Source organism: Shimia sp., assembly GCF_049116215.1.
Lineage (GTDB): Bacteria > Pseudomonadota > Alphaproteobacteria > Rhodobacterales > Rhodobacteraceae > Shimia.
The window spans coordinates 221926-243177 of record NZ_JAGDZB010000001.1 but is presented as its reverse complement, the minus strand read 5'-3'; the positions used below and the strand labels follow the sequence as shown (position 1 = coordinate 243177).

At 56.3% G+C, this 21252-nt stretch carries 31 protein-coding genes; 30 read left to right on the top strand and 1 reads right to left on the bottom strand.

The features are described from left to right. Position 1: 1 nt before the first annotated feature. The 11 genes from rplX to JXR15_RS01125 all read left to right on the top strand — a co-directional run bounded on the left by rplX (position 2) and on the right by JXR15_RS01125 (position 4809). Positions 2-313 (top strand): 50S ribosomal protein L24, encoded by a 312-nt coding sequence (gene rplX, locus JXR15_RS01175; protein ID WP_164644455.1) that lies wholly within the window; start codon positions 2-4, stop codon positions 311-313. Further along, positions 306-866 carry a 50S ribosomal protein L5 gene (gene rplE / locus JXR15_RS01170; protein WP_299423842.1) on the top strand — a complete coding sequence of 187 codons (561 nt, stop codon included), beginning with the start codon at positions 306-308 and terminating at the stop codon, positions 864-866. The genes rplX and rplE overlap by 8 nt, the downstream gene beginning before the upstream one ends. 18 nt (positions 867-884) lie before the next feature. Then, positions 885-1190 (top strand): 30S ribosomal protein S14, encoded by a 306-nt coding sequence (gene rpsN / locus JXR15_RS01165; RefSeq protein WP_093325866.1) that lies wholly within the window; start codon positions 885-887, stop codon positions 1188-1190. A 12-nt stretch (positions 1191-1202) separates the two neighbouring features. Next, positions 1203-1592, top strand: coding sequence for a 30S ribosomal protein S8 (rpsH, locus tag JXR15_RS01160; RefSeq protein WP_299423851.1), 390 nt, complete (start codon positions 1203-1205; stop codon positions 1590-1592). Positions 1593-1602: 10 nt separating this feature from the next. Then, complete coding sequence (gene rplF / locus JXR15_RS01155; RefSeq protein WP_422051425.1) at positions 1603-2136, top strand: 50S ribosomal protein L6; 534 nt, start codon at positions 1603-1605, stop codon at positions 2134-2136. Between the two features lie 11 nt (positions 2137-2147). Next, on the top strand, positions 2148-2510 hold the full coding sequence (gene rplR / locus JXR15_RS01150; RefSeq protein ID WP_299423856.1) for a 50S ribosomal protein L18: 363 nt from the start codon (positions 2148-2150) through the stop codon (positions 2508-2510). A gap of 114 nt (positions 2511-2624) precedes the next feature. Continuing rightward, entirely contained in the window at positions 2625-3188 is a 564-nt protein-coding gene (gene rpsE, locus JXR15_RS01145; RefSeq protein ID WP_093325872.1) for a 30S ribosomal protein S5, read from the top strand. A 13-nt stretch (positions 3189-3201) separates the two neighbouring features. Beyond that, positions 3202-3390 carry a 50S ribosomal protein L30 gene (gene rpmD, locus JXR15_RS01140; protein ID WP_209064855.1) on the top strand — a complete coding sequence of 63 codons (189 nt, stop codon included), beginning with the start codon at positions 3202-3204 and terminating at the stop codon, positions 3388-3390. Between the two features lie 329 nt (positions 3391-3719). Next, entirely contained in the window at positions 3720-3935 is a 216-nt protein-coding gene (locus JXR15_RS01135; RefSeq protein WP_299423865.1) for a DUF1127 domain-containing protein, read from the top strand. A 234-nt stretch (positions 3936-4169) separates the two neighbouring features. Beyond that, complete coding sequence (locus JXR15_RS01130) at positions 4170-4385, top strand: DUF1127 domain-containing protein (RefSeq protein ID WP_422051424.1); 216 nt, start codon at positions 4170-4172, stop codon at positions 4383-4385. A 211-nt stretch (positions 4386-4596) separates the two neighbouring features. Then, complete coding sequence (locus tag JXR15_RS01125; RefSeq protein ID WP_422051423.1) at positions 4597-4809, top strand: DUF1127 domain-containing protein; 213 nt, start codon at positions 4597-4599, stop codon at positions 4807-4809. Positions 4810-4867: 58 nt separating this feature from the next. Here JXR15_RS01125 and JXR15_RS01120 read toward each other — a convergent pair whose 3' ends face one another. After that, positions 4868-5341, bottom strand: coding sequence for an SRPBCC family protein (locus tag JXR15_RS01120; RefSeq protein WP_422051422.1), 474 nt, complete (start codon positions 5339-5341; stop codon positions 4868-4870). A gap of 93 nt (positions 5342-5434) precedes the next feature. Between JXR15_RS01120 and JXR15_RS01115 the strand changes: the two genes are divergently transcribed. The 19 genes from JXR15_RS01115 to JXR15_RS01025 all read left to right on the top strand — a co-directional run bounded on the left by JXR15_RS01115 (position 5435) and on the right by JXR15_RS01025 (position 21221). Beyond that, complete coding sequence (locus JXR15_RS01115; protein ID WP_422051421.1) at positions 5435-6130, top strand: helix-turn-helix transcriptional regulator; 696 nt, start codon at positions 5435-5437, stop codon at positions 6128-6130. A 139-nt stretch (positions 6131-6269) separates the two neighbouring features. Continuing rightward, positions 6270-7394, top strand: a complete 1125-nt coding sequence (locus tag JXR15_RS01110; RefSeq protein ID WP_422051420.1) for an amidohydrolase — start codon at positions 6270-6272, stop codon at positions 7392-7394. 159 nt (positions 7395-7553) lie between these two features. Beyond that, positions 7554-8027, top strand: coding sequence for a 50S ribosomal protein L15 (gene rplO, locus JXR15_RS01105; RefSeq protein WP_299423879.1), 474 nt, complete (start codon positions 7554-7556; stop codon positions 8025-8027). Positions 8028-8135: 108 nt separating this feature from the next. Further along, the gene (gene secY / locus JXR15_RS01100; RefSeq protein ID WP_422051419.1) at positions 8136-9500 is read left to right on the top strand and encodes a preprotein translocase subunit SecY; all 1365 of its coding nucleotides are present in this window, start codon (positions 8136-8138) and stop codon (positions 9498-9500) included. Continuing rightward, on the top strand, positions 9497-10072 hold the full coding sequence (locus JXR15_RS01095) for an adenylate kinase (RefSeq protein WP_422051418.1): 576 nt from the start codon (positions 9497-9499) through the stop codon (positions 10070-10072). Before secY ends, JXR15_RS01095 begins: the two co-directional genes overlap by 4 nt. 230 nt (positions 10073-10302) lie before the next feature. Next, positions 10303-10566, top strand: a complete 264-nt coding sequence (locus tag JXR15_RS01090) for a hypothetical protein (RefSeq protein WP_422051417.1) — start codon at positions 10303-10305, stop codon at positions 10564-10566. Between the two features lie 152 nt (positions 10567-10718). Then, positions 10719-10955: a hypothetical protein gene (locus tag JXR15_RS01085; RefSeq protein ID WP_422051416.1), complete on the top strand. Its 237-nt coding sequence runs from the start codon at positions 10719-10721 to the stop codon at positions 10953-10955. Positions 10956-10976: 21 nt separating this feature from the next. Next, positions 10977-11450 carry a hypothetical protein gene (locus JXR15_RS01080; protein ID WP_422051415.1) on the top strand — a complete coding sequence of 158 codons (474 nt, stop codon included), beginning with the start codon at positions 10977-10979 and terminating at the stop codon, positions 11448-11450. Between the two features lie 225 nt (positions 11451-11675). Continuing rightward, positions 11676-12044, top strand: a complete 369-nt coding sequence (gene rpsM, locus JXR15_RS01075) for a 30S ribosomal protein S13 (protein ID WP_164644472.1) — start codon at positions 11676-11678, stop codon at positions 12042-12044. Positions 12045-12058: 14 nt separating this feature from the next. Continuing rightward, positions 12059-12448, top strand: coding sequence for a 30S ribosomal protein S11 (gene rpsK / locus JXR15_RS01070; RefSeq protein WP_299423892.1), 390 nt, complete (start codon positions 12059-12061; stop codon positions 12446-12448). A 114-nt stretch (positions 12449-12562) separates the two neighbouring features. Next, complete coding sequence (locus JXR15_RS01065; protein WP_283425793.1) at positions 12563-13579, top strand: DNA-directed RNA polymerase subunit alpha; 1017 nt, start codon at positions 12563-12565, stop codon at positions 13577-13579. Between the two features lie 146 nt (positions 13580-13725). Beyond that, on the top strand, positions 13726-14145 hold the full coding sequence (gene rplQ / locus JXR15_RS01060) for a 50S ribosomal protein L17 (protein WP_299423894.1): 420 nt from the start codon (positions 13726-13728) through the stop codon (positions 14143-14145). A 148-nt stretch (positions 14146-14293) separates the two neighbouring features. Next, the gene (locus JXR15_RS01055; RefSeq protein ID WP_422051414.1) at positions 14294-15049 is read left to right on the top strand and encodes an alpha/beta hydrolase; all 756 of its coding nucleotides are present in this window, start codon (positions 14294-14296) and stop codon (positions 15047-15049) included. Between the two features lie 50 nt (positions 15050-15099). Next, a complete protein-coding gene (locus JXR15_RS01050; protein WP_422051413.1) occupies positions 15100-16269 on the top strand; it encodes an NAD(P)/FAD-dependent oxidoreductase in 1170 nt (389 codons plus the stop codon). 74 nt (positions 16270-16343) lie between these two features. Next, on the top strand, positions 16344-17726 hold the full coding sequence (locus JXR15_RS01045; RefSeq protein ID WP_422051412.1) for a trypsin-like peptidase domain-containing protein: 1383 nt from the start codon (positions 16344-16346) through the stop codon (positions 17724-17726). Positions 17727-17743: 17 nt separating this feature from the next. Continuing rightward, positions 17744-19069 carry a replication-associated recombination protein A gene (locus tag JXR15_RS01040; RefSeq protein WP_422051411.1) on the top strand — a complete coding sequence of 442 codons (1326 nt, stop codon included), beginning with the start codon at positions 17744-17746 and terminating at the stop codon, positions 19067-19069. A gap of 101 nt (positions 19070-19170) precedes the next feature. Next, on the top strand, positions 19171-19560 hold the full coding sequence (locus JXR15_RS01035; protein ID WP_422052227.1) for a fluoride efflux transporter FluC: 390 nt from the start codon (positions 19171-19173) through the stop codon (positions 19558-19560). Continuing rightward, positions 19557-20612, top strand: a complete 1056-nt coding sequence (locus JXR15_RS01030) for an RluA family pseudouridine synthase (protein WP_422051410.1) — start codon at positions 19557-19559, stop codon at positions 20610-20612. The genes JXR15_RS01035 and JXR15_RS01030 overlap by 4 nt, the downstream gene beginning before the upstream one ends. Positions 20613-20717: 105 nt before the next feature. Further along, complete coding sequence (locus tag JXR15_RS01025) at positions 20718-21221, top strand: lactoylglutathione lyase family protein (protein ID WP_422051409.1); 504 nt, start codon at positions 20718-20720, stop codon at positions 21219-21221. Positions 21222-21252: the final 31 nt, after the last annotated feature.

Below are 21252 nucleotides of genomic sequence, written 5' to 3'. Positions count from 1 at the left end.
GATGGCTGCTAAGCTGAAAAAAGGCGACAAAGTCGTCGTTCTGGCCGGTAAGGACAAGGGCAAAGAGGGCACAATCACCTCTGTAAACCCATCCGCTGGTAAAGCCGTTGTGGAAGGCATCAACATCGCCATCCGCCACACCAAGCAAAGCCAAACCGCACAGGGCGGTCGCATCCCTCAGGCGATGCCGATCGAGCTGTCCAACCTGGCATTCCTGGACAAAAACGGCAAAGCAACCCGCGTTGGCTTCCGCATGGAAGGCGACAAAAAGGTTCGCTTCGCAAAGACCACAGGGGACGTGATTGATGCTTGATAATGCAGATTACACACCACGTCTGAAGTCGCTCTATGCGGATTCCATCCGCGCCGCTCTGAAAGAAGAGTTCGGTTACAAGAACGACATGCAGATCCCTAAGCTGGAAAAGATCGTGCTGAACATCGGCTGTGGCCGTGCAGCCGTGAAAGACAGCAAGAAAGCCAAGTCGGCACAGGCTGATCTGACCGCGATTGCGGGCCAGAAGGCGCTGACCACCGTGGCCAAGAACTCCATTGCTGGCTTCCGCGTTCGCGAAGGCATGCCAATGGGCGCCAAGGTGACTCTGCGTGGCGACCGTATGTACGAATTCCTCGATCGTCTGATCACCGTTGCGATGCCCCGCATCCGCGACTTCCGTGGTGTGAAGCCGAGCTTTGACGGCCGTGGCAACTTCGCCACCGGTTTGAAAGAGCACATCGTGTTCCCAGAAATCGACTTTGATAAAGTGGATGAGAACTGGGGCATGGATATCGTCATCGCCACCGATGCTGAAACCGACGCCGAAGCGCAGAGCCTGTTGAAGCATTTCAACATGCCCTTCACCGCGTAAGGCTGAGAGGATTACGACATGGCTAAAAAAGCAATGATCGAACGCGAAAAGAAGCGGGAACGTCTGGTAGCAAAATATGCTGCTAAGCGCGCCGAGCTGAAAGAAATCGCAGCCGATGAGTCCAAGCCAATGGAAGAGCGTTTCAAAGCGCGTCTGAAACTGGCGAAACTGCCGCGCAACAGCTCGGCAACCCGTCTTCACAACCGGTGCCAGCTCACCGGCCGTCCTCACGCTTACTACCGTAAGCTGAAGGTCAGCCGTATTGCGCTGCGCGAGCTGGGTTCTGCTGGTCAGATCCCTGGCATGGTCAAATCTAGCTGGTAAGGAGAGAGAATTATGAACGATCCTATCGGTGATATGCTGACCCGTATCCGTAACGGCCAAATGCGTGGCAAGTCCGTGGTATCTACCCCGGCGTCCAAGCTGCGTGGTTGGGTTCTGGATGTTCTGGCCGATGAAGGCTACATCCGCGGTTACGAAGCGTCTGAAGAGAACGGCCACGCGGCCTTCGAAATCAGCCTGAAGTACTACGAAGGCACTCCTGTTATTCGCGAACTGAAGCGGGTCTCCAAGCCTGGTCGTCGCGTGTACATGGGCGCTGAAGACATCCCAACCGTCCGTCAGGGCCTGGGTGTGTCGATTGTCTCCACCTCTAAAGGTGTGATGTCGGATGCAAGTGCACGCTCCAACAAAGTTGGCGGCGAAGTACTCTGCACGGTCTTCTAAGGAGAGCTTGATGTCTCGTATTGGTAAAAAACCGGTCGAGCTGCCCAGCGGCGTTAGCGCTTCTGTCTCCGGCCAGACCATCGAAATCAAAGGCCCGAAGGACACTCAGTCCTTCACCGCTACTGACGACGTAAACCTTGCAGTTGAAGAGAACAAAGTTGTTGTTACTCCTCGCGGCAAGTCCAAGCGCGCCCGTCAGCAGTGGGGCATGTCCCGCACCATCGTTGCCAACATGGTGACCGGTGTGACTGCAGGCTTCAAAAAAGAACTCGAGATCAACGGTGTTGGTTATCGTGCGCAGATGCAGGGTACCACCCTGAAGCTGTCGCTCGGTCTCTCTCACGAAGTGAACTTCGACGTGCCAGCGGGTATCACCGTGACCACACCGAAGAACACTCAGATCATCGTGGAAGGTACTGACAGCCAACTGGTTGGCCAAGTTGCGGCAAACATCCGCGAATGGCGTAAACCAGAGCCTTATAAAGGCAAGGGTATCAAGTACGTGGACGAATATATCTTCCGTAAGGAAGGTAAGAAGAAGTAAGGACCAGTTAGATGGCAAACAGCAAACGGGATCTGTTCCTCAAGCGCCGCCTGCGCGTCCGGAACAAACTTCGCAAGGTCAATGGCGATCGCAAGATGCGCCTGTCCGTGCACCGCAGCAACAAGAACATCAGCGTTCAGCTGATCGACGATCGCAACGGTGTCACAGTGGCGTCCGCTTCCACTTTGGAAAAAGACTTGGGCCTGATCGGCAAAAACAACGTCGAAGCAGCCACCAAAGTGGGTGCGGCGATTGCCGAACGTGCGAACAAAGCAGGCGTGACCGAAGCATACTTCGATCGCGGCGGCTTCCTCTTCCACGGCAAAGTGAAGGCTCTGGCCGAAGCTGCGCGTGAAGGTGGCTTGAAAGTCTAAGACTTGTGGGGGACGTTCGCGTCCCCCCGATGATCCGGGAGGTCGGGCTTCGGTTCGGCTTCACTGGGATTGAGTATATCAGGCGCCAAGCGCCAGTAGATAAAGGAATGCCAAATGGCAGAACGTGAAAACCGCCGGGGCCGTGGTCGCAACCGCGAAGAAGAAACCCCGGAATTCGCTGATCGTCTCGTTGCGATCAACCGTGTTTCCAAGACCACCAAAGGTGGTAAGAACTTTGGCTTCGCAGCTCTGGTTGTTGTTGGTGACCAAAAAGGCCGTGTAGGCTTCGGTAAAGGTAAAGCGAAAGAGGTCCCTGAGGCCATCCGCAAAGCTACCGAGCAAGCCAAGCGTCAGATGATCCGCGTGCCTCTGCGCGAAGGTCGTACCCTGCACCACGACATGGAAGGCCGTCACGGCGCCGGTAAAGTGGTTATGCGCACCGCGCCAGAAGGTACCGGGATCATCGCCGGTGGTCCAATGCGTGCCGTTTTCGAAATGCTCGGCGTCAAAGACGTTGTTTCGAAATCCATCGGTTCGCAGAACCCCTACAACATGATCCGCGCCACCATCGACGGGCTGAAGAAAGAAGCCAGCCCACGTCAGGTTGCGGCTCGCCGTGGCAAGAAAGTTGCTGACATCCTGCGCAAGGATGAAGCACCTGCCGAAGCTGCAGAGTAAGGAGTAACGACCAATGGCAAAAACCATCGTTGTAAAGCAGGTCGGTTCGCCGATCCGTCGCCCACAAGACCAGCGTGCCACGCTGATCGGTCTGGGTCTGAACAAAATGAACCGGACCCGTGAGCTGGAGGACACTCCTTCGGTACGCGGCATGATTCGCAAGGTTTCCCACATGGTGGAGATCATCGAAGAGCGCGACTAAGCCTTTTTGATCGACAAAATTAAAAACGCCCCCGGATTTTCCGGGGGCGTTTTTGTTTGCATTGTCGAGAGTTTGTTAAGGCTTTGTTGATGAAGGGCTGCGGCGGGAACCGCACCGGCCTAAATCTAGGGGCGGATCGCCCATAGGACCCCAAATATATCATTCCAAAATCGAATGATTAACATCGATTTCATCGATATTCGCAAAGTGCATATCTGGGATGCTTTCTTGTGCCTACCGCGCCGCAAAATTGAGCACTAAATGGAGCGCATGAACAGATAATGCGCGTCAAGCCGAAGTGGCGCATCGGCACTTGAAGGACTTAACTCATGCAACATGCTCCAACTCTGCACATCGAAGCCGTAGACATCGTAGGCCGTTTCACTCGTTTGGTTGAGAACTGGCTACTGACACGCAAGCGCGACGCGTCTTTTGCCAAAACCGTCAAAGAGCTGAACAAGCTCACCAACCGTGAACTGGCAGACATTGGCCTGAACCGCGGCGACATCGAAGATGTTGCGCGCAAAGGCGCTCTGGCCCTGTAAATCACAGGTCAACCAGACACTCCCCTAGAAGGCCTCGGAGATCGCTCCGGGGCTTTTTTGCGTTTGGCGGGATCTCCAAATGATTTGTCCTGGATGCATAGGAGTTAGTCACTTGCCCACGTTGAAAGGGCCGGGGCTGAGACCTTTATCTGTAGGGTTACACAGACCCACAAATGACTGACACACAACAGCGCTATCCGAAGGTGGATTGGCGCCCCAAGGAGGACTTGTCTGATGGCCTATTTGAACACACCACCCTCGCGCAGCATTGGTATGGGCGCTCGCATCTATGATGCCTGGTCCACCTACCGCGGTGAGCAGCGACAAAACGCCCTGTACCGCGAGACAACCCGCCAGCTTGGTGGGTTGAGCGACCGGCAGCTCGACGACATTGGCGTGTCCCGTCATGACATTGAACAGCTGGCGAGAGGCCAAACCATTATGCGGTGAGAGACGTCACAATTCAAAATGCGAAGCCTCGGTGCAAGCCGAGGCTTTTTTGTTTCTGAGAGGTAAAGAGCCATGACAAAGATGCATATCGGGCAGATCAATCTGGCAATTGTTGGCGCTAACGGGAAGACCTATGTTGAAGGCACCAGAAGGTAAAACAGAAAAACGCCGGAAAATGCGTTTCGGCACAGATAGATAAGGAGCCACCGAGATGGCATTTGTTCAAACCGCCCAGTCCGCCCGCACCGACCTTTTTGCAACCCTGCGCGCGTCGATTGAAGATTTCAAAGCAGCCCGTGAGCTGCGCCAGAAATATAACACCACCGTTCGGGAATTGGCCCGCATGAGTGACCGTGAATTAAACGACATTGGTGTGGATCGCTACGACATCCACAGCATTGCAACCCAGCATGTTTATGGCTGAGTGAACTCTCAAGATGAATGAAACGCCCCTGCCTGATCCGCAGGGGCGTTTTTGTTTGTCAGGAGGGCTGTGGGACGGCCGTGGTGTGGCCGGTCACGTGATCCTCAAGGCCTTGCAGGTTGCCGTCGAGCACCTTGCGCATCATGGGTTTCATCAGCGCTTGGCCCATGAGCCAGCCCAGCGGGCCAAACTTGGTGGCAAAGTAGATGCTCCAGGTGACGTGGGTTTTGCCGCTGCCGTTGGGGGCGAGGCGGATGTCGGCGTGCATCTCTTTCAATGGCATCTTGCCCAGGTCCACTAAAGCCACGCGATAGCCGCGGCCCTCGGTCCAGGTGGTGACCTCTTCGGCAACGGAATTGCCATCCGGGAAGTGACAGCGGCGTTTGGCGCCGAGGCCATTGGACTGCTCGCTCAGCGCGTCCACTTTGGTGATGCCGGGCGCAAAGGCGTCGATGTTCATATAGTCGCTCAATGTGGCCCAGACGGCTTCTGGGGCGGCGTTCAGGGTTTTGCTGCGCTGAAACTGGATCATGTGTCTTTCCTTAGAACAATAGCTGCGTTGATCCTTGTCTAAGGTTGCCCTGCTGACAGCGTTATGTCAGCAGTGTGTCAGCAGGGGTGAAAAATGCGTCGCACGGAACGGCTTTTCCAGATTATTCAAGTATTGCGGGCGGCTCGCGCACCGGTGACGGGGCGGGAGCTGGCTGACGAATTGGAAGTCTCCCTGCGCACGCTCTACCGCGACATGGCAGAGTTGATTGCGCAGCGGGTGCCCATCACTGGCGAGGCCGGAATGGGCTATGTGCTGGATGAGGGCTATGACATGCCACCGCTGATGCTGACACCGGATGAGTTGGAAGCGGCCGTTTTGGGCGCCGGCATGGTGGCGGCACAGGCGGACCCGTCGCTGGCGTTGGCGGCGCGGGACCTGGTGGCGAAGCTGACCGAGGTGATCCCCGAGGAGTTGCGCCCGGTGGTGCTGGACGCCGGTTCGCGGGCGATTATCACGCGCGGGCCAAAGGATGAGCAGTTTGACGGGGCACGGTTGCGCGTGGCCATTCGGGAGCGCTCCAAGCTTCGGATTGCCTATCGGGATCGCGATGACAGTGAGAGCAGCCGGGTGATTTGGCCGCTGTTGATCGCCTATCTGGATGGCGAGCGCTACATTGTGGCTTGGTGTGAAACGCGGCAGGACTACCGTCACTTTCGCACGGATCGGATTGTGTCGCTGGATGTGCTGAATGAGGGATATCCGGGGCGACGAGCGGCGTTGATCACGGCGTGGGAAGAGGTGATGGTCAAGCGCAAGGGGACGGTCTGACCAGTTTGCTCTACGGCTATCGATCCCCGCGGACTCTGCCCACTATCCCCAAATTTTCAGGCAAAATGACCGCTCAGCTTTGTTATGTCTTTGTGTAGGGCGCGCCGCCCGAACAAGACCTTCATAAGGAGCGCTTCTGGTGCTGGATCTCACTTCTTTTCGCCGCGACTTGCACAGCCACCCGGAGACCGGATTTGATCTGGAACGCACGCCGCGCTTGATTGCCGAGGTTTTGGAAGGCGCGGGACTTGAGGTTGTGCGGGGCATTGGGCAGTGCGGTGTTGTGGCCACCCTGCGGCGTGGCCCGGATGAAACAGCAATTGGATTGCGTGCCGATATGGACGCGCTGCCCATTCAGGAGGCCAACGGTTTCTCTTACCGGTCAAAGCAGGATGGGCTTTTCCATGGATGTGGGCATGACGGGCACAGCACAATGTTGCTCGGAGCAGCGCTCAAATTGGCGGCGGATCCAACACTCCAGCGGACCGTGCATTTTATCTTTCAGCCAGATGAGGAAAACGGCAACGGCGCTGCAGCGATGATTGCTGACGGATTGTTTGAGCGGTTCCCCATGGCGGCGATTTATGGGCTGCACAATATGCCGGGCATGGCGCTTGGGCATTTTGCCACGCAATCCGGTCCGTTTTGTGCGTTTGAAGACAATTTTGAGATTACAATTGGGGGGCAGGGCGGACATGCTTCAATGCCGGAGAAAGGGGTGGACCCAATTGTAGCTGGCTCAGCCATCGTGATGCAGTTGCAGACCATCATCTCGCGCAATGTGCCGCCGCGCGAGCATGCGGTTGTTTCCGTTACAGAGTTTGTGACTGATGGGGCCCGCAATATTCTGCCCAGCAATGTGACGTTGCGCGGCGATTGCCGGGGGTTTTCGCAGGAGGTTTCCCAAACCATTGAGAGCCGCATGCGCGCCATCGTGGAAGGGGTTTGTACTGCTCAGGGTGCAAAGGGGAAGGTGTCTTATTCAACCTCTTTTCAGCCCTTGGTGAATGACGGGCGCGCCACAGACACTATTGCTGCGGGGGCGCGTTGCGTTGGGACGGTTGATACAACTTACGGACGCGTTGGGTTTTCCGAGGACTTCGCGGAGTTTTTGGCCCACAGACCCGGGGCCTTCATTTTGATGGGCAATGGGTTGGACGGGTGCAACGCGATGCCGCTGCACAATCCGTCGTATGATTTTAATGATGATGCCATTGCGTATGGCGTCGGGTTTTGGACTCGGCTCGCACATCAAAACCTGTAGGATTGAAGATCGGCGTGCGGGCCATCTTCCACATTGCAAACCCACGTCTGAGGGTCTATACGCCCCCGGTGGCGCTTTGCGTCATGAGAATCAAAATCAAGAAAAGCCGTGTTTGGCCCGAAGACGCTTCGTGGGTCAGTTCCGGCAAGGAGAAGCGAAATGAAACTGCACGAACTGAGCGACAATCCTGGCGCAACCAAAAAACGCATGCGCGTTGGCCGTGGCCCTGGCTCCGGCAAAGGTAAAATGGGTGGCCGTGGTATCAAAGGTCAAAAGTCCCGTTCGGGTGTGGCGATCAACGGCTACGAAGGTGGCCAAATGCCATTGTACCAGCGTCTGCCAAAGCGTGGCTTCAACAAGCCAAACCGGAAGGCATTTGCTGTGATCAACCTGGGCCTGATCCAGAAATTTGTTGATGAGAAAAAGCTGGACGCCTCTGCTGCGATCACCGAAGACGCGCTGATCGCGTCCGGTCTGGTACGTCGCAAAAAAGATGGCATCCGTGTTCTGGCAAAAGGCGAAGTTTCCGCCAAGCTGAACATCGAAGTGACTGGCGCTTCCAAAGCTGCTGTTGAAGCAGTTGAAAAAGCGGGTGGCTCTCTGACAGTCAAATCCGCGCCAGCGGCTGAATAAGAGGTTGTGAGCGGGCGGATGTCCGCTTACATATCCTTCCAAGTTTTCCTAACGCCGCCAAACCGGAAAACGGTTCTGGCGGCGTTTTTAGTCTAAGAGAGATCCTAAATGGTATCTGCAGCAGAGCAAATGGCGGCCAACACCAGCTGGTCCGCACTTGGAAAAGCCACCGATCTGCGCAATCGCATCCTGTTCACATTGGGTTTGTTGATTGTGTATCGCCTTGGCACATGGATTCCGGTTCCGGGCATCGACGGTGTTGCCCTCCGTGAGTTTATGGAAGAGGCCGGCGCAGGCATTGGCGGCATCCTGTCCATGTTCACCGGCGGCGCGCTGGGACGGATGGGCATCTTTGCTCTGGGCATCATGCCTTATATCTCTGCGAGCATTATTGTTCAGCTTTTGGGCTCCATGGTTCCAGCTCTGGAACAGCTCAAGAAAGAAGGCGAACAAGGCCGCAAGAAGATGAACCAATACACCCGCTACGGCACGGTGGCATTGGCAACGCTTCAGGCCTATGGCCTGGCGGTCAGCCTGGAGGCCGGTGAGCTGGTCACCGATCCGGGCCTGTTCTTCCGCTTCAGCTGTCTTGTGACGCTGGTGGGCGGCACCATGTTCCTGATGTGGCTGGGTGAGCAGATCACCGCACGCGGCATCGGCAACGGTATCTCCCTGATCATCTTTGTGGGCATTGTGGCCGAGCTTCCTGCGGCGCTGGCACAGTTCTTTGTGTCCGGTCGCACCGGTGCGATCAGCGAAGCGGTGATTATTGCGGTGATTGTCATGGTGATTGCCACCATCGCCTTTGTGGTCTTCATGGAGCGGGCGCTGCGTAAGATCCACATCCAGTACCCGCGTCGCCAAGTTGGCATGAAGGTCTATGACGGCGGTTCCTCTCACCTGCCGGTGAAAGTGAACCCAGCCGGTGTGATCCCGGCGATCTTCGCCAGCTCCCTGCTGTTGCTGCCAACCACCATCGCGACCTTCTCCGGTAGTCAAACCGGCCCAATCATGTCGACTCTGCTGGCCTACTTTGGCCCAGGACAGCCGCTGTACCTGCTGTTCTTCGTGTCCATGATTGTGTTCTTTGCCTACTTCTACACCTTCAACGTCAGCTTCAAACCTGACGATGTGGCCGACAACCTTAAGAACCAGAACGGCTTTGTTCCAGGCATCCGCCCGGGCAAGCGCACCGCAGAATACCTTGAGTATGTGGTCAACCGTATCCTGGTTCTGGGTTCTGCATATCTTGCGGCAGTTTGTCTCCTTCCAGAGATCCTGCGTGGACAGTTTGCGATCCCGTTCTACTTTGGCGGCACCTCGGTTCTGATTGTGGTCTCCGTGACCATGGACACCATCCAGCAAGTTCAGAACCATCTGCTGGCGCACCAGTACGAAGGGCTTATTGAAAAGTCCCAGCTGTCTGGTAAAGGCCGGAACAAACGCAAACGCAAAGGACCTGCTCGTCGATGAATATTATTCTGCTTGGCCCGCCCGGTGCCGGTAAAGGAACCCAGGCTGGCCGTCTCGTAGAGAAGCGCGACATGATCCAGCTTTCTACGGGCGACATGCTGCGCGCCGCAAAAACCTCCGGTACGGAGATGGGCAAGAAGGTTGCTGAGGTTATGGACCGCGGCGAGCTTGTCACCGACGAGATTGTGATTGGTCTGATCCGAGAGCAGTTGGAAGGTGACAAGAAGGGCGGCTTCATCTTTGACGGCTTCCCGCGCACCCTGGCGCAAGCAGATGCATTGGCAGACTTGTTGGCGGACTGTGGCGAAAAGCTCGACGCCGTGATTGAGATGCAGGTGAACGATGAGGTTCTGGTGGAACGCATCGTGGGCCGTGCCAAAGAAGCCGTCGCCAACGGTGGCGAGGCCCGAGCGGATGACAATGCGGAAAGCCTGAAAGTGCGTCTGATGGCGTACTACAAGCAGACCGCGCCGCTGATCGGGTATTACCATGCCAAAGGCAACCTGACCTCGATTGACGGACTGGCGTCGATGGATGAGGTTGAGGCTTCTGTGGCGAAGGTGTTGGGTTGACCTGAAACACACCTTCTGGATGTATTGAGCGGAGCGCCTTCCGGGGGCTCCGTTTTTGTTTTTGTTGGGGAGTTATGGTCATTTTATGACGGATGTCAGGACTTTTGCTAAATTTGGACAGGTGGCGGGATCTAAGGTGCACGGACAAAGGGTGCATCGCGATCTACCGCCCAGATATCGCACCATCGGTATACGATATTTCCGTCAACAAACCGTTGCGAGCTGATCTCGTGCCTAAATTGATGGCGTTTGCACCCGCGATTCCGCGTGATGCAATAGAAGCGCTTTTTGGCTTGTGCAACGGTATCGTCGTGGGGCGTACCAAGTTTGCCCTATTTGGGGTTTTGGATGAAATTGGAGGGGGCGACCATGCGCACATTTCCTTCGACTTCAATATACTGAACTTCTATGAGCGTCCGGCAGTCTTAGGGGATGAACTGCTTATTCTTGCGGATAGCAGAGCAAAGAGCGCGGTGACCGGGGAGAGTCTATAGTTTTGCCACTACATCGACAGGGAGGGCAGCGTTTCGGTCGCATCCTACGACGACCTCCTGTCACCAGAACGTAGGTATGGCAATGTAACTGAGTGGCTTTATCGTAAGTTTGAGGCTTCTGCCTCCGCTTTGGAAGTGGCGAGGACTGAAGCATGATCACCGAAGCTGAAGCGCTTGAGATTGCCTACTTATTCCTTCGAGAACTGGAAGACGAGGTGGGGTTTGAGCTCGCGTTTAAGGGAGAAATCCTGAAAACTCAGACCGGTTTTGCTTTCTTCTATGATGGAAAGCGCATGATTGAAGAAATGGACCCGCGGTTTGCCTTGGCTGGGAATGTTCCCATTTTGGTTCGTCACGATGGATCGGTAGCGTTTTCGGTTGTAGACTAAGAGCTTAAAAGGACACTGTTAATGACACCAGCCGATCACATTTCTTCCGAACCTCACCTTCTGATCGGTGGAACCAAATCCAATGCCAGGCTTCGTGAAGTTATTAATCATCTAGAGCTGGGGCAGGATACAGTAGGGGAGATTTGGGCGAATGATTATGAAAACGGTATTTCCTTTGAATTTGAGGGTTCGTCTCTGCGGGATCTAAGGCTCAGAACAGTTTTCATTTTTGTTTCGGACGACGCTGCTGTGGAAGCGACATTGAACCAAGACTTCCGTCCCTTCGCGGGGCGTTTGCCTTACGACTTGATGCGCGAAATGGGACAGCTTGAGGTGGAAGCGATAATGGGTGAACCTGTTTCTTGGAGAAAGGAAATTGCTGATAGCCCTGTCGGTTTCCTTGGGGCAGCAATGAAATTTGAGCTTTCGAATTCCGCTGCAATTTCAGTTGAATTCAAAAATGATCGCATACACCGATTGGTGGTGATGGATTGATTAACGTGTGTGCGCGTCTTCTGTCATTCCTACATACTTGACACCCCCCTCAATCCCCCCTAAATCACCCCATCTCTTAACGGAGAATCAATTCTTTGCGCGTGGGTCGCCCCCATGGTGCAAGACCACCTGATCAGCTGAGGCCCGATCGCTTGCTAGCGTCGGGCTTACGTTGTGAAAAAAGGTTCCGGAGCTACGGAACCGCAACGAAAAGGAAAGTGACACGTGGCACGTATTGCCGGCGTAAACATCCCGACCCACAAACGGGTCCCGATCGCCCTGACTTATATCACTGGTATTGGCCCAGCATCTGCAAAAGAAATCTGCGAAAGCGTGAAGATCGACGAAACCCGTCGCATCAACGAGCTGTCTGACGCAGAAGTTCTGGCCATCCGTGAGCACATCGATGCGACTTACACCGTTGAAGGTGACCTGCGTCGTGAAGTGCAGATGAACATCAAGCGTCTGATGGACCTTGGCTGCTACCGTGGCCTGCGCCACCGTCGCAACCTGCCGGTTCGCGGTCAGCGTACCCACACCAACGCTCGCACACGCAAAGGCCCTGCAAAGGCCATTGCTGGCAAGAAGAAATAAGGGGGTCCTGATCGATGGCACGCGAAAAGACTCGTACGAAGAAAAAAGAGCGTAAGAATATCGCCACTGGCGTTGCGCACGTGAACTCTTCGTTCAACAACACAAAAATCCTGATCTCTGACGTTCAGGGCAATGCAATTTCTTGGTCCTCCGCCGGCACCATGGGTTTCAAGGGCTCCCGTAAGTCCACCCCATATGCTGCTCAGATGGCTGCGGAAGATGCAGGCAAAAAAGCTCAGGACCACGGTGTGAAAACGCTGGAAGTGGAAGTTCAGGGTCCGGGTTCCGGCCGTGAATCTGCACTGCGCGCTCTGGCTGCAATTGGCTTCAACATCACATCTATCCGTGACGTGACACCAATCGCCCACAACGGCTGCCGCCCTCCAAAGCGCCGCCGCGTCTAAGCGACATTTCTACTACCTGGGGCCGCGTGATCCGCACGGCCCCAGTTCGTCATTTTGAAACCTCGGGCGTCTGGTTCTTTTGGACATGGGAACGAGACAAGTATGGAGGGACGCATGATCCACAAGAATTGGGCAGAATTGATCAAGCCTACACAGCTTGAAGTGAAGCCGGGCAATGACCCAGCGCGTCAGGCAACGGTTGTTGCTGAGCCGCTGGAGCGTGGCTTTGGTCTTACTTTGGGCAACGCGCTGCGTCGTGTACTGATGAGCTCGCTGCAAGGCGCCGCCATCACTAGCGTACAGATCGACAACGTATTGCACGAGTTCTCCAGCGTTGCTGGTGTGCGCGAAGACGTGACCGACATCATCCTGAACCTGAAGGGTGTGTCCCTGCGCATGGAAGTGGAAGGCCCTAAGCGTCTTTCGATCAATGCCAAAGGTCCAGGTGCCGTAACTGCCGGTGACATCTCCGACAGCGCCGGCATCGAAGTTTTGAACAAAGATCACGTGATCTGCCACCTTGACGATGGCGCCGACCTTTATGTCGAGCTGACCGTCAACACTGGCAAAGGCTACGTGTCTGCGGACAAGAACAAGCCTGAAGATGCACCTATTGGTCTTATTCCAATCGATGCGATCTACTCTCCGGTGAAGCGCGTGTCTTACGACGTGCAGCCAACCCGTGAAGGTCAGGTTCTGGACTATGACAAGCTGACCATGAAAATCGACACTGATGGTTCTATCACGCCGGAAGACGCCGTGGCTTATGCTGCGCGTATCCTGCAGGACCAGCTGTCGATCTTTGTGAACTTCGATGAGCCGGAAGCGGCAGGTCGTCAGGAAGAAGACGATGGTCTCGAGTTCAACCCACTTCTGCTGAAGAAAGTGGACGAGCTGGAACTGTCTGTGCGTTCTGCAAACTGCCTGAAAAACGACAACATCGTTTACATCGGCGATCTGATCCAGAAGACCGAAGCAGAGATGCTGCGCACGCCGAACTTCGGCCGCAAGTCTTTGAACGAGATCAAAGAAGTGCTGTCCGGCATGGGTCTGCACCTCGGCATGGACGTCGAGGACTGGCCACCAGACAACATCGAAGATCTGGCCAAGAAGTTCGAAGACAACTTTTAAGTCTTGATGATTTTGAGCGGGTCGCATAGTGACCCGCTCATTCAATGCCCGGACCTGCCGGGGACGATCAGGGCACATGCCCCAAGGAGAGTGGCTGACACGCATCGGCTGCCAGACAAAGCAAAAACGCACTTAGGAGAAATACAATGCGTCACGCACGTGGTTACCGCCGCCTGAACCGTACTCATGAGCACCGTAAAGCCCTGTTTTCCAACATGGCCGGCTCGCTGATCGAGCACGAACAAATCAAAACCACCCTGCCAAAGGCCAAAGAACTGCGCCCGATCATCGAAAAGATGATCACGCTGGCCAAACGTGGTGATCTGCACGCGCGCCGTCAGGCCGCTGCACGTCTGAAAGAAGACCAGTACGTTTCCAAACTGTTTGACGTTCTGGGCCCACGCTACAAAGACCGTCAGGGTGGCTACGTCCGCATCATGAAAGCCGGTTTCCGTTATGGCGACATGGCACCGATGGCGATCATCGAATTTGTGGATCGCGACGTCGATGCAAAAGGCGCAGCCGACAAGGCTCGCGTGGCAGCTGAAGAAGCCGCCGAAGAATAAATCTCCATCTGGATCAACCAGATGCCTGGACCCCTGCCAGAATGGCGGGGGTCTTTTTGTTTGTGGTGTCGCCTGAGACATCCGGTCACCTGTTGACTGGTCTGCATCGCTCCTACCTGTTGAGGGAACTCAATAAGGTTTCGCGAACATGACCTTCTCCCAAACTCCCGTTTTCTTTTGCCACGGCGTACCTGGTGGGCCAGATGATGCCAGGCTGTTGCAAACCGGCGAACTGCCAGTCACCGCGCCAAACCTGTTTGATTTTTCCGCCGGGGGCCCGTTGCAGCATTTGGTTTCACAGTATGACGCTGCCTGTGCCAAAGCAGAGGGGGGACAGATGCATGTGGTTGGGTTTTCCATAGGCGCGATGGCAGCGTTGCGCTTGGCGGCCGCTCGACCGGCAGCTGTGGCCTGTGTGACCGTGATTTCTCCCGCTGCGCCCTTACAGCTAGGAAACTTCCTGCCGGAGATGGCCGGCGCACCAGTGTTTAAGCTGGCAATGCAGCGCCCTGGAGTGTTGCGTTTGTTGACGGCCCTGCAGGGGGGACTGGCGCGCTTTGCGCCGGGTATGTTGGTCAATCAGTTGTTTGCGAAATGTGGACCTCAAGAACAGTTCTTGTTGTCGGATGCGCATTTTAGGGATGCCCTGATTTCCGGGATGCGCAGCAGTTTCATAGACCATCGCCAAGGGTATCTAGCGTATCTGTCAGCTTATGTGGCGGATTGGTCGCGGGAATTGAGCCAAGTTCGGGCACCGGTGCAGATCTGGCACGGCGATGCGGACACGTGGTCACCATTGGCGATGTCGGCCGCGATCAAAGAGTTGGTGCCAGCAGGCTGCGACTTGCAGGTTGTTCCGGGTGGCGAACATTACTCAACCATAAAGGCTGCGCGGTTGGGCTAGCACTCACCGGGATTGCACGTCATTGTCCTTCCAAGTGATAGGGGGACATGATGGGTTTTGACGTGGTTGTGGTGGGCGCCGGGCTTTGGGGCAGCGCCTGTGCGCGGTATCTGGCTGAGATGGGCGCGAAGGTTGCGCTGGTGGGGCCTGCGGAGCCGGACCATGCAGCGTCGCACGATGGCGTGTTTGCCAGTCACTACGATCAAGCGCGGATTACGCGGCGGTTGGCGAGTCACGCGGATTGGTCTCGGGCGGCTGCGGCTTCCATGGACCGGTATGCTGACATTGAGGCACAAGGTGGCGTGCCGTTTTTCCATCAGGTTGGGGCGTTGATGGCTGGGCCGGAGCAAGGCGCGGGCAGTGACTATATTCTCAATACAAAAACTGTGGCTGAGGATTTGGGTACAGACCATGATGGCCTGCGTGGCGCAGCCTTGCGGGCGCGGTTTCCGTATTTTGAATTTCCTGATGGCATCCTTGGCCTGTTTGAGGCTGCTGGCGGTTGGATCAATCCGCGCGCCCACGCGACGGCGGAGATCACTGCGGCGCATGCCAATGGTGTGACGTTGGTGCGCGACGAGGTTGTCGACGTTCAGGAACGTTCGGATGGGGTGATCGTGCGCTGCGCTGGTGGCAAAGTGCTACAGGCAGAGCGAGTGGCTGCGGCCTGCGGCGCGTTTTCCAAGGCTTCCGGCTTGTTGCCAGAACCTGTACCGATCAAGGTTTATGCGCGCACGATTGCTTTTGTGGAGATTGACGACGCCGAAGCAGAGCGACTTAAGGACATGCCGTCGGTGGTGTACTTTTTTCCATTTGGTGCAGGGGATTGCTACATCCTGCCGCCAGTGCGCTATCCGGATGGCAAAACCTATCTGAAAATCGGCGGTGACCCGGAAGACGTGGAACTGACCTCCGTGGCGGAAATGAAAGAGTGGTTCCGCGGCGGTGGGGATCCGAAGGCGGGCAGCTTTATGGCGGATCAGTTGTTCCAGTTGATGCCGGGTTTGGCGTCTCAAGGCGTGACGTTTGGCAGCTGTGCCACCAGCTTTACACCGCGTGGCAACCCTTTGATTTATGGTCAAACCGAGCGGGTGTTTGCTTTGACCGGTGGCAATGGCGCTGGTGCAAAATGTGCCGATGAGATCGGGAGACTGGGGGCGCTCAGGGTGCTGGGCAAGTCTTTGCCAGAAAAGACCTATCAGACAGATTTTCTGCCTTAGTTAAGGGCTGACTCGCCTTGCATTGCTCCTGGCTGCTGCGCATATGCGATGCACTGAACAATTGAGGATGACGCATGATCCGCGCTGTATTGATTTCCCTCACGCTGGGCCTGGCTTCCACGGTGTCGGCAGAGACCAAGGTACCGCAATCGCAAGCCGAAATTTCGATGGGCTTTGCGCCTTTGGTAAAAGAGGCGGCACCTGCGGTGGTGAACATCTTTGCCAAGCAGATTGTGCAGGCGCGGCAGACGCCGTTTACCGGTGATCCGTTTTTTGACCAGCTGTTTCGCGGGTTTGGCACACCACAGCCACGTGTGGAGAACTCGCTGGGCTCAGGCGTTATCTTGTCTGAAGATGGTATTGTGGTGTCCAACTATCATGTTGTGGGCATGTCGACCGACATTCGCGTGCAGCTGAATGACCGCAGTGAGTACACCGCCGAAGTGCTTCTGGCGGATGAAGAGAGCGATCTGGCCATTCTGAAGCTGAAGAATGCCGAAGGGCTGCCGTTTTTGCAGTTCCGCGACAGCGACAATGTCGATGTGGGGGAGTTGGTGATGGCAATTGGCAACCCGTTTGGGGTTGGGCAGACCGTAACCAGCGGGATTGTCAGTGGATTGGCACGGTCGGGCGTGGCGACGGGCAATGCGCGCGGCTATTTCATTCAGACCGATGCTGCGATCAATCCGGGCAACTCCGGTGGGGCGTTGATTGACATCAACGGCGATCTGATTGGCATCAACACCTCGATCCTGACACGTTCCGGTGGCTCCAATGGGATTGGCTTTGCCATTCCGGCCAATCTGGTGGCGCAGTTTGTGGATCAGGCGCGCGCGGGCTTTGATGATTTTCAGCGTCCTTGGGCGGGCATGTTTGGCCAACCGGTCGATGCGGATATGGCGGAGGGTCTGGGGCTCGACCGTGCGGGTGGCATTGTGGTGTCCGAATTGCATGACATGAGCCCATTCCTGGCGGCAGGTGTTGAGGCAGGCGACGTGATCGTGGCGCTCGACGGGCAGCCGGTGAATACGCCAGCTGAGATGATTTTCCGCATGTCCGTGGCCGGTCTTGGCAGTGATGTTGCGGTTGAGACTTTACGGGATGGAGATGTGGTAACGCGCTCCGTGAAAATGGATGTGGCGCCGGATGTGCCGAGCCGCGATACCATTGAGACCGGGCGCAAGTCGGCGATCCCCGGAATGGTGATCTCCAACATCAATCCGGCGGTGTTGGGTGAATATGGCCTGCCATTGAGCCTAGAAGGTGTGATGGTGGAAAATCCCGGTGAGATTGGTGCCCGTTTGGGTATTGGGCCGGGCGATGTGTTGCGCGTGATCGACGGAACAGAGATCCTCACCACAAAAGACGCGGACAAGGCTTTGCGGGACGCGCGCAAGCGGCTTACGTTGGAGGTCCAGCGCGGCACCCAGCGGGTGGTGATGCGTTTTAGACTTTAAGGACTTTTGGGCGCACGATGGCCGATCTTTTTGACACCACACCGGCGGATATTCCTGTCGCGGAACCGAAGGGGGAAGCACCGCGACCGCTGGCAGATCGGCTGCGGCCCAAATCCCTGTCCGAGGTGATTGGGCAGGAGCAAGTATTGGGGGCGGAGGCGCCTTTGGGCGTGATGTTGTCGTCGGGATCGCTGTCGTCGCTGATCTTCTGGGGGCCGCCTGGTGTGGGTAAGACCACCATTGCGCGGCTGCTGGCGGATGAATCCGAGCTGCATTTTGTGCAGATCAGCGCGATTTTTACTGGTGTGCCCGAGCTGCGCAAAGTGTTTGAGGCCGCCAAGGTGCGGCGGGCGAATGGCAAAGGTACGTTGTTGTTTGTGGACGAGATCCACCGCTTCAACAAAGCGCAGCAGGATGGGTTTTTGCCCTACATGGAGGACGGCACAATCCTTCTGGTGGGGGCGACAACGGAAAACCCGTCGTTTGAGCTCAACGCTGCGGTCTTGTCCCGCTCACAGGTCTTGGTGCTGGAGCGGTTGGCGCTGGGGGATCTAGAGCGCTTGGCGCAGCGCGCGGAGAAAGAGCTGGAAAAGCCCTTGCCCTTGGATGGGCCGGCGCGAGAAGCGCTGTTGGAAATGGCAGATGGCGATGGGCGGGCATTGCTCAACCTGATTGAGCAGGTCATGGCCTGGAAAGTGGATGGCAAGCTCGACACTGATGCGCTCTCCACACGGTTGATGCGGCGGGCGGCGAAATACGACAAGTCCGGCGATGAGCATTACAACCTGATTTCGGCGTTGCACAAATCGGTGCGCGGATCTGATCCAGAGGCGGCGCTCTATTGGTATGCGCGCATGCTGGAAGGCGGCGAAGACCCGCGGTTTCTGGCGCGGCGGCTGACACGGATGGCCTGTGAGGACATTGCATTGGCCGATCCGCAGGCACAGAGCGTGTGCCTCAGCGCTTGGGAAACCTATGAGCGTTTGGGAAGTCCCGAAGGCGAGTTGGCATTGGCGCAGGCAGTGATCTATTTGGCGCTCGCGCCAAAGACCAACGCGGGCTATGCAGCCTATAAGGCGGCGCGGGCTTTGGCGAAGAAAACCGGCTCCGAACCGCCCCCCAAACATATTCTGAATGCGCCAACCTCGTTGATGGCGGACCAAGGATACGGCGATGGCTATCAGTATGATCATGATGCCGAGGATGGGTTTTCCGGGCAGAATTATTTCCCGGAAGGCATCAAACGGCCGGTGATCTATACGCCGGTGGAGCGTGGGTACGAGCGCGAGTTGAAGCGGCGCATGGAGTATTTCGCCAAGCTGCGCACTAAGCGAAACGGGTAGGGGGGCAAACCCCGTCGCCAAATTGGCGATTCCCTCGCGGTATTTGGGGAAGAAGAAAGCGGTTTCTTGACATTGTGGGGCAAAGCGCAGAGAGACGCGTGATGGTTTTAAACGTGGCATATGTGGCTTTGGGTGGCGCGGTGGGCGCGGCGTTGCGCTTTCTGCTGGGCATCGGTGTGGTGCGGCTGGTGGGGCAGGGCTTCGTCAGTGGTTTTCCCGTGGCGATCATCACAGTGAATGTGATTGGCTCGTTTCTGATGGGAGCTTTTGTTGTGCTGGCGGCACAGCGTGGGCTGACCCATTTGTCGCCATTGGTGATGACAGGCCTGCTTGGTGGGTTTACGACGTTTTCGGCGTTTTCGCTGGAGACCGTAACCCTGATGGAGCGTGGGGCTTATGGCGCTGCAGCGTTTTATGTGGCCGTTTCGGTGGTTGGCGCGGTGGGCGCGCTGATGCTGGGCATGGCCGTGACAAAAGGATTACTGGCATGAGCCGGGTACAGACAGTGACTGTTGCGGACGGTGAAGGTGATCAGCGGCTGGATCGTTGGTTTAAGCGCAAGTTTCCCCATGTGGCGCAGGGACAGATCGAGAAGATGTGTCGTAAAGGTGAGATCCGCGTTGAGGGTGGCCGTGTGAAAGCCAACACCCGTGTGGAAGAGGGGCAGAGCATTCGCGTGCCGCCTTTGCCGGAGCCACATGAAGTCGCACAGCGCGAACAGTCTCGCGCCGCAGCCAAGGTCAGCAAGGCCGATGCCAAGTTGATGCTGGACAGCGTGATCTACAAAGATGAAGAGATCATTGCGATCAACAAACCGGCGGGCTTGCCCACGCAGGGGGGCAGCAAGCAGACCCGGCATGTCGACGGGCTGTCGGTGGCGTTGCAGTTTGACATGGAAGAGAAGCCACGTCTGGTGCATCGGTTGGACAAAGACACCTCTGGGGTTTTGTTGCTGGCGCGGACACGTGCGGCGGCCAAAGCGCTGACCGAGGCGATGCGGCACAAACAGACGCGCAAGATTTATTGGGCTGTGGTGGCCGGTGTGCCTACGCCGTATCTCGGCGAGATCAAGTATGGTCTGGTAAAAGCTGGCGGTCACGGGGCGCGGGGCGAAGGCGAGAAAATGATTGCGGTGCATCCTCGGGAAGTCGACAGCACGCCGGGTGCCAAGCGCGCGATTACGCAATATGCGACGCTGTACCGGGTGGCCGGACGGGCCTCCTGGGTGGCGATGGAGCCAATCACCGGCCGGACGCACCAGCTGCGCGCGCATATGGCGGAGATTGGGCATCCGATCATCGGCGACGGTAAATACGGTGGCTCCGGTCAGGAAAACCTTGGTGATGGCTGGGGCGCAAAGCTGGGTGGGATGATTTCCAACAAGCTGCATCTGCATGCACGGTCGATGACCTTTATGCACCCAACCAAAGGCAAACCGATCACCGTGACAGCGGAGCTGCCTGAGCATATGGCCCATACATGGGAGAGTTTTGGTTGGTCCGAAGATCTGGCAGCAGACGATCCATTTGAAAGCTTGCGCTAGAGTTTTGTAATCTCACATTAGATTTGGCGCGTAAGTGAAGTCGTGGCATGCTGAGGCATTCCGCGACTTTTTTACTTTTGCACGTCATTTTGAAAGGAGATTCCCATGCCCGCTGTGTCGTTTTCCCATATTGGCATCACCGTGCCTGATCTGGATCGGGCGATCGAATTCTATACCAAAGCGTTCGATCTCTACCTGTTGATGCCACCAAGTGAAGTGCTGCAGGACAGCAGCGCGATTGGTGAGATGTGTGACGATGTCTTTGGCCCCGGGTGGGGACGGTTTCGGATTGCGCATTTGTCTACCGGTGACGGGGTTGGGATTGAGCTGTTTGAGTTCCCCAAGACCGACGATAGCAAGCCGCCGTTTGACTATTGGAAACCTGGGATTTTCCACTTTTGCCTGCAAGACAGCGATCTTGAGGAACGTGTGAAGCGCATTGAAGCGCTGGGCGGGAAACAGCGAATGCAGCAGGTGCGCTACTACTATCCGGATCAGAAACCTTATCGCATGGTCTATTGCGAAGATCCGTTTGGAAATCTAGTGGAACTCTACAGTCATTCTTATGAGCTGACCTATTCCTCAGGCGCCTACGCCGACGATGCTTGACCTCTGAGCGCGTCCGTGGTGAAGCAAACGC

What these genes read in the sequence shown, in the direction of transcription:
- rplX (WP_164644455.1), top strand. Translation starts at nt 2, where the DNA reads ATGGCTGCTAAGCTGAAAAAAGGCGACAAAGTCGTCGTTCTGGCCGGT.
- rplE (WP_299423842.1), top strand. Translation starts at nt 306, where the DNA reads ATGCTTGATAATGCAGATTACACACCACGTCTGAAGTCGCTCTATGCG.
- rpsN (WP_093325866.1), top strand. Translation starts at nt 885, where the DNA reads ATGGCTAAAAAAGCAATGATCGAACGCGAAAAGAAGCGGGAACGTCTG.
- rpsH (WP_299423851.1), top strand. Translation starts at nt 1,203, where the DNA reads ATGAACGATCCTATCGGTGATATGCTGACCCGTATCCGTAACGGCCAA.
- rplF (WP_422051425.1), top strand. Translation starts at nt 1,603, where the DNA reads ATGTCTCGTATTGGTAAAAAACCGGTCGAGCTGCCCAGCGGCGTTAGC.
- rplR (WP_299423856.1), top strand. Translation starts at nt 2,148, where the DNA reads ATGGCAAACAGCAAACGGGATCTGTTCCTCAAGCGCCGCCTGCGCGTC.
- rpsE (WP_093325872.1), top strand. Translation starts at nt 2,625, where the DNA reads ATGGCAGAACGTGAAAACCGCCGGGGCCGTGGTCGCAACCGCGAAGAA.
- rpmD (WP_209064855.1), top strand. Translation starts at nt 3,202, where the DNA reads ATGGCAAAAACCATCGTTGTAAAGCAGGTCGGTTCGCCGATCCGTCGC.
- JXR15_RS01135 (WP_299423865.1), top strand. Translation starts at nt 3,720, where the DNA reads ATGCAACATGCTCCAACTCTGCACATCGAAGCCGTAGACATCGTAGGC.
- JXR15_RS01130 (WP_422051424.1), top strand. Translation starts at nt 4,170, where the DNA reads ATGGCCTATTTGAACACACCACCCTCGCGCAGCATTGGTATGGGCGCT.
- JXR15_RS01125 (WP_422051423.1), top strand. Translation starts at nt 4,597, where the DNA reads ATGGCATTTGTTCAAACCGCCCAGTCCGCCCGCACCGACCTTTTTGCA.
- JXR15_RS01120 (WP_422051422.1), bottom strand. Translation starts at nt 5,341, where the DNA reads ATGATCCAGTTTCAGCGCAGCAAAACCCTGAACGCCGCCCCAGAAGCC.
- JXR15_RS01115 (WP_422051421.1), top strand. Translation starts at nt 5,435, where the DNA reads ATGCGTCGCACGGAACGGCTTTTCCAGATTATTCAAGTATTGCGGGCG.
- rplO (WP_299423879.1), top strand. Translation starts at nt 7,554, where the DNA reads ATGAAACTGCACGAACTGAGCGACAATCCTGGCGCAACCAAAAAACGC.
- secY (WP_422051419.1), top strand. Translation starts at nt 8,136, where the DNA reads ATGGTATCTGCAGCAGAGCAAATGGCGGCCAACACCAGCTGGTCCGCA.
- JXR15_RS01095 (WP_422051418.1), top strand. Translation starts at nt 9,497, where the DNA reads ATGAATATTATTCTGCTTGGCCCGCCCGGTGCCGGTAAAGGAACCCAG.
- JXR15_RS01085 (WP_422051416.1), top strand. Translation starts at nt 10,719, where the DNA reads ATGATCACCGAAGCTGAAGCGCTTGAGATTGCCTACTTATTCCTTCGA.
- JXR15_RS01080 (WP_422051415.1), top strand. Translation starts at nt 10,977, where the DNA reads ATGACACCAGCCGATCACATTTCTTCCGAACCTCACCTTCTGATCGGT.
- rpsK (WP_299423892.1), top strand. Translation starts at nt 12,059, where the DNA reads ATGGCACGCGAAAAGACTCGTACGAAGAAAAAAGAGCGTAAGAATATC.
- JXR15_RS01065 (WP_283425793.1), top strand. Translation starts at nt 12,563, where the DNA reads ATGATCCACAAGAATTGGGCAGAATTGATCAAGCCTACACAGCTTGAA.
- rplQ (WP_299423894.1), top strand. Translation starts at nt 13,726, where the DNA reads ATGCGTCACGCACGTGGTTACCGCCGCCTGAACCGTACTCATGAGCAC.
- JXR15_RS01055 (WP_422051414.1), top strand. Translation starts at nt 14,294, where the DNA reads ATGACCTTCTCCCAAACTCCCGTTTTCTTTTGCCACGGCGTACCTGGT.
- JXR15_RS01050 (WP_422051413.1), top strand. Translation starts at nt 15,100, where the DNA reads ATGGGTTTTGACGTGGTTGTGGTGGGCGCCGGGCTTTGGGGCAGCGCC.
- JXR15_RS01045 (WP_422051412.1), top strand. Translation starts at nt 16,344, where the DNA reads ATGATCCGCGCTGTATTGATTTCCCTCACGCTGGGCCTGGCTTCCACG.
- JXR15_RS01040 (WP_422051411.1), top strand. Translation starts at nt 17,744, where the DNA reads ATGGCCGATCTTTTTGACACCACACCGGCGGATATTCCTGTCGCGGAA.
- JXR15_RS01035 (WP_422052227.1), top strand. Translation starts at nt 19,171, where the DNA reads ATGGTTTTAAACGTGGCATATGTGGCTTTGGGTGGCGCGGTGGGCGCG.
- JXR15_RS01030 (WP_422051410.1), top strand. Translation starts at nt 19,557, where the DNA reads ATGAGCCGGGTACAGACAGTGACTGTTGCGGACGGTGAAGGTGATCAG.
- JXR15_RS01025 (WP_422051409.1), top strand. Translation starts at nt 20,718, where the DNA reads ATGCCCGCTGTGTCGTTTTCCCATATTGGCATCACCGTGCCTGATCTG.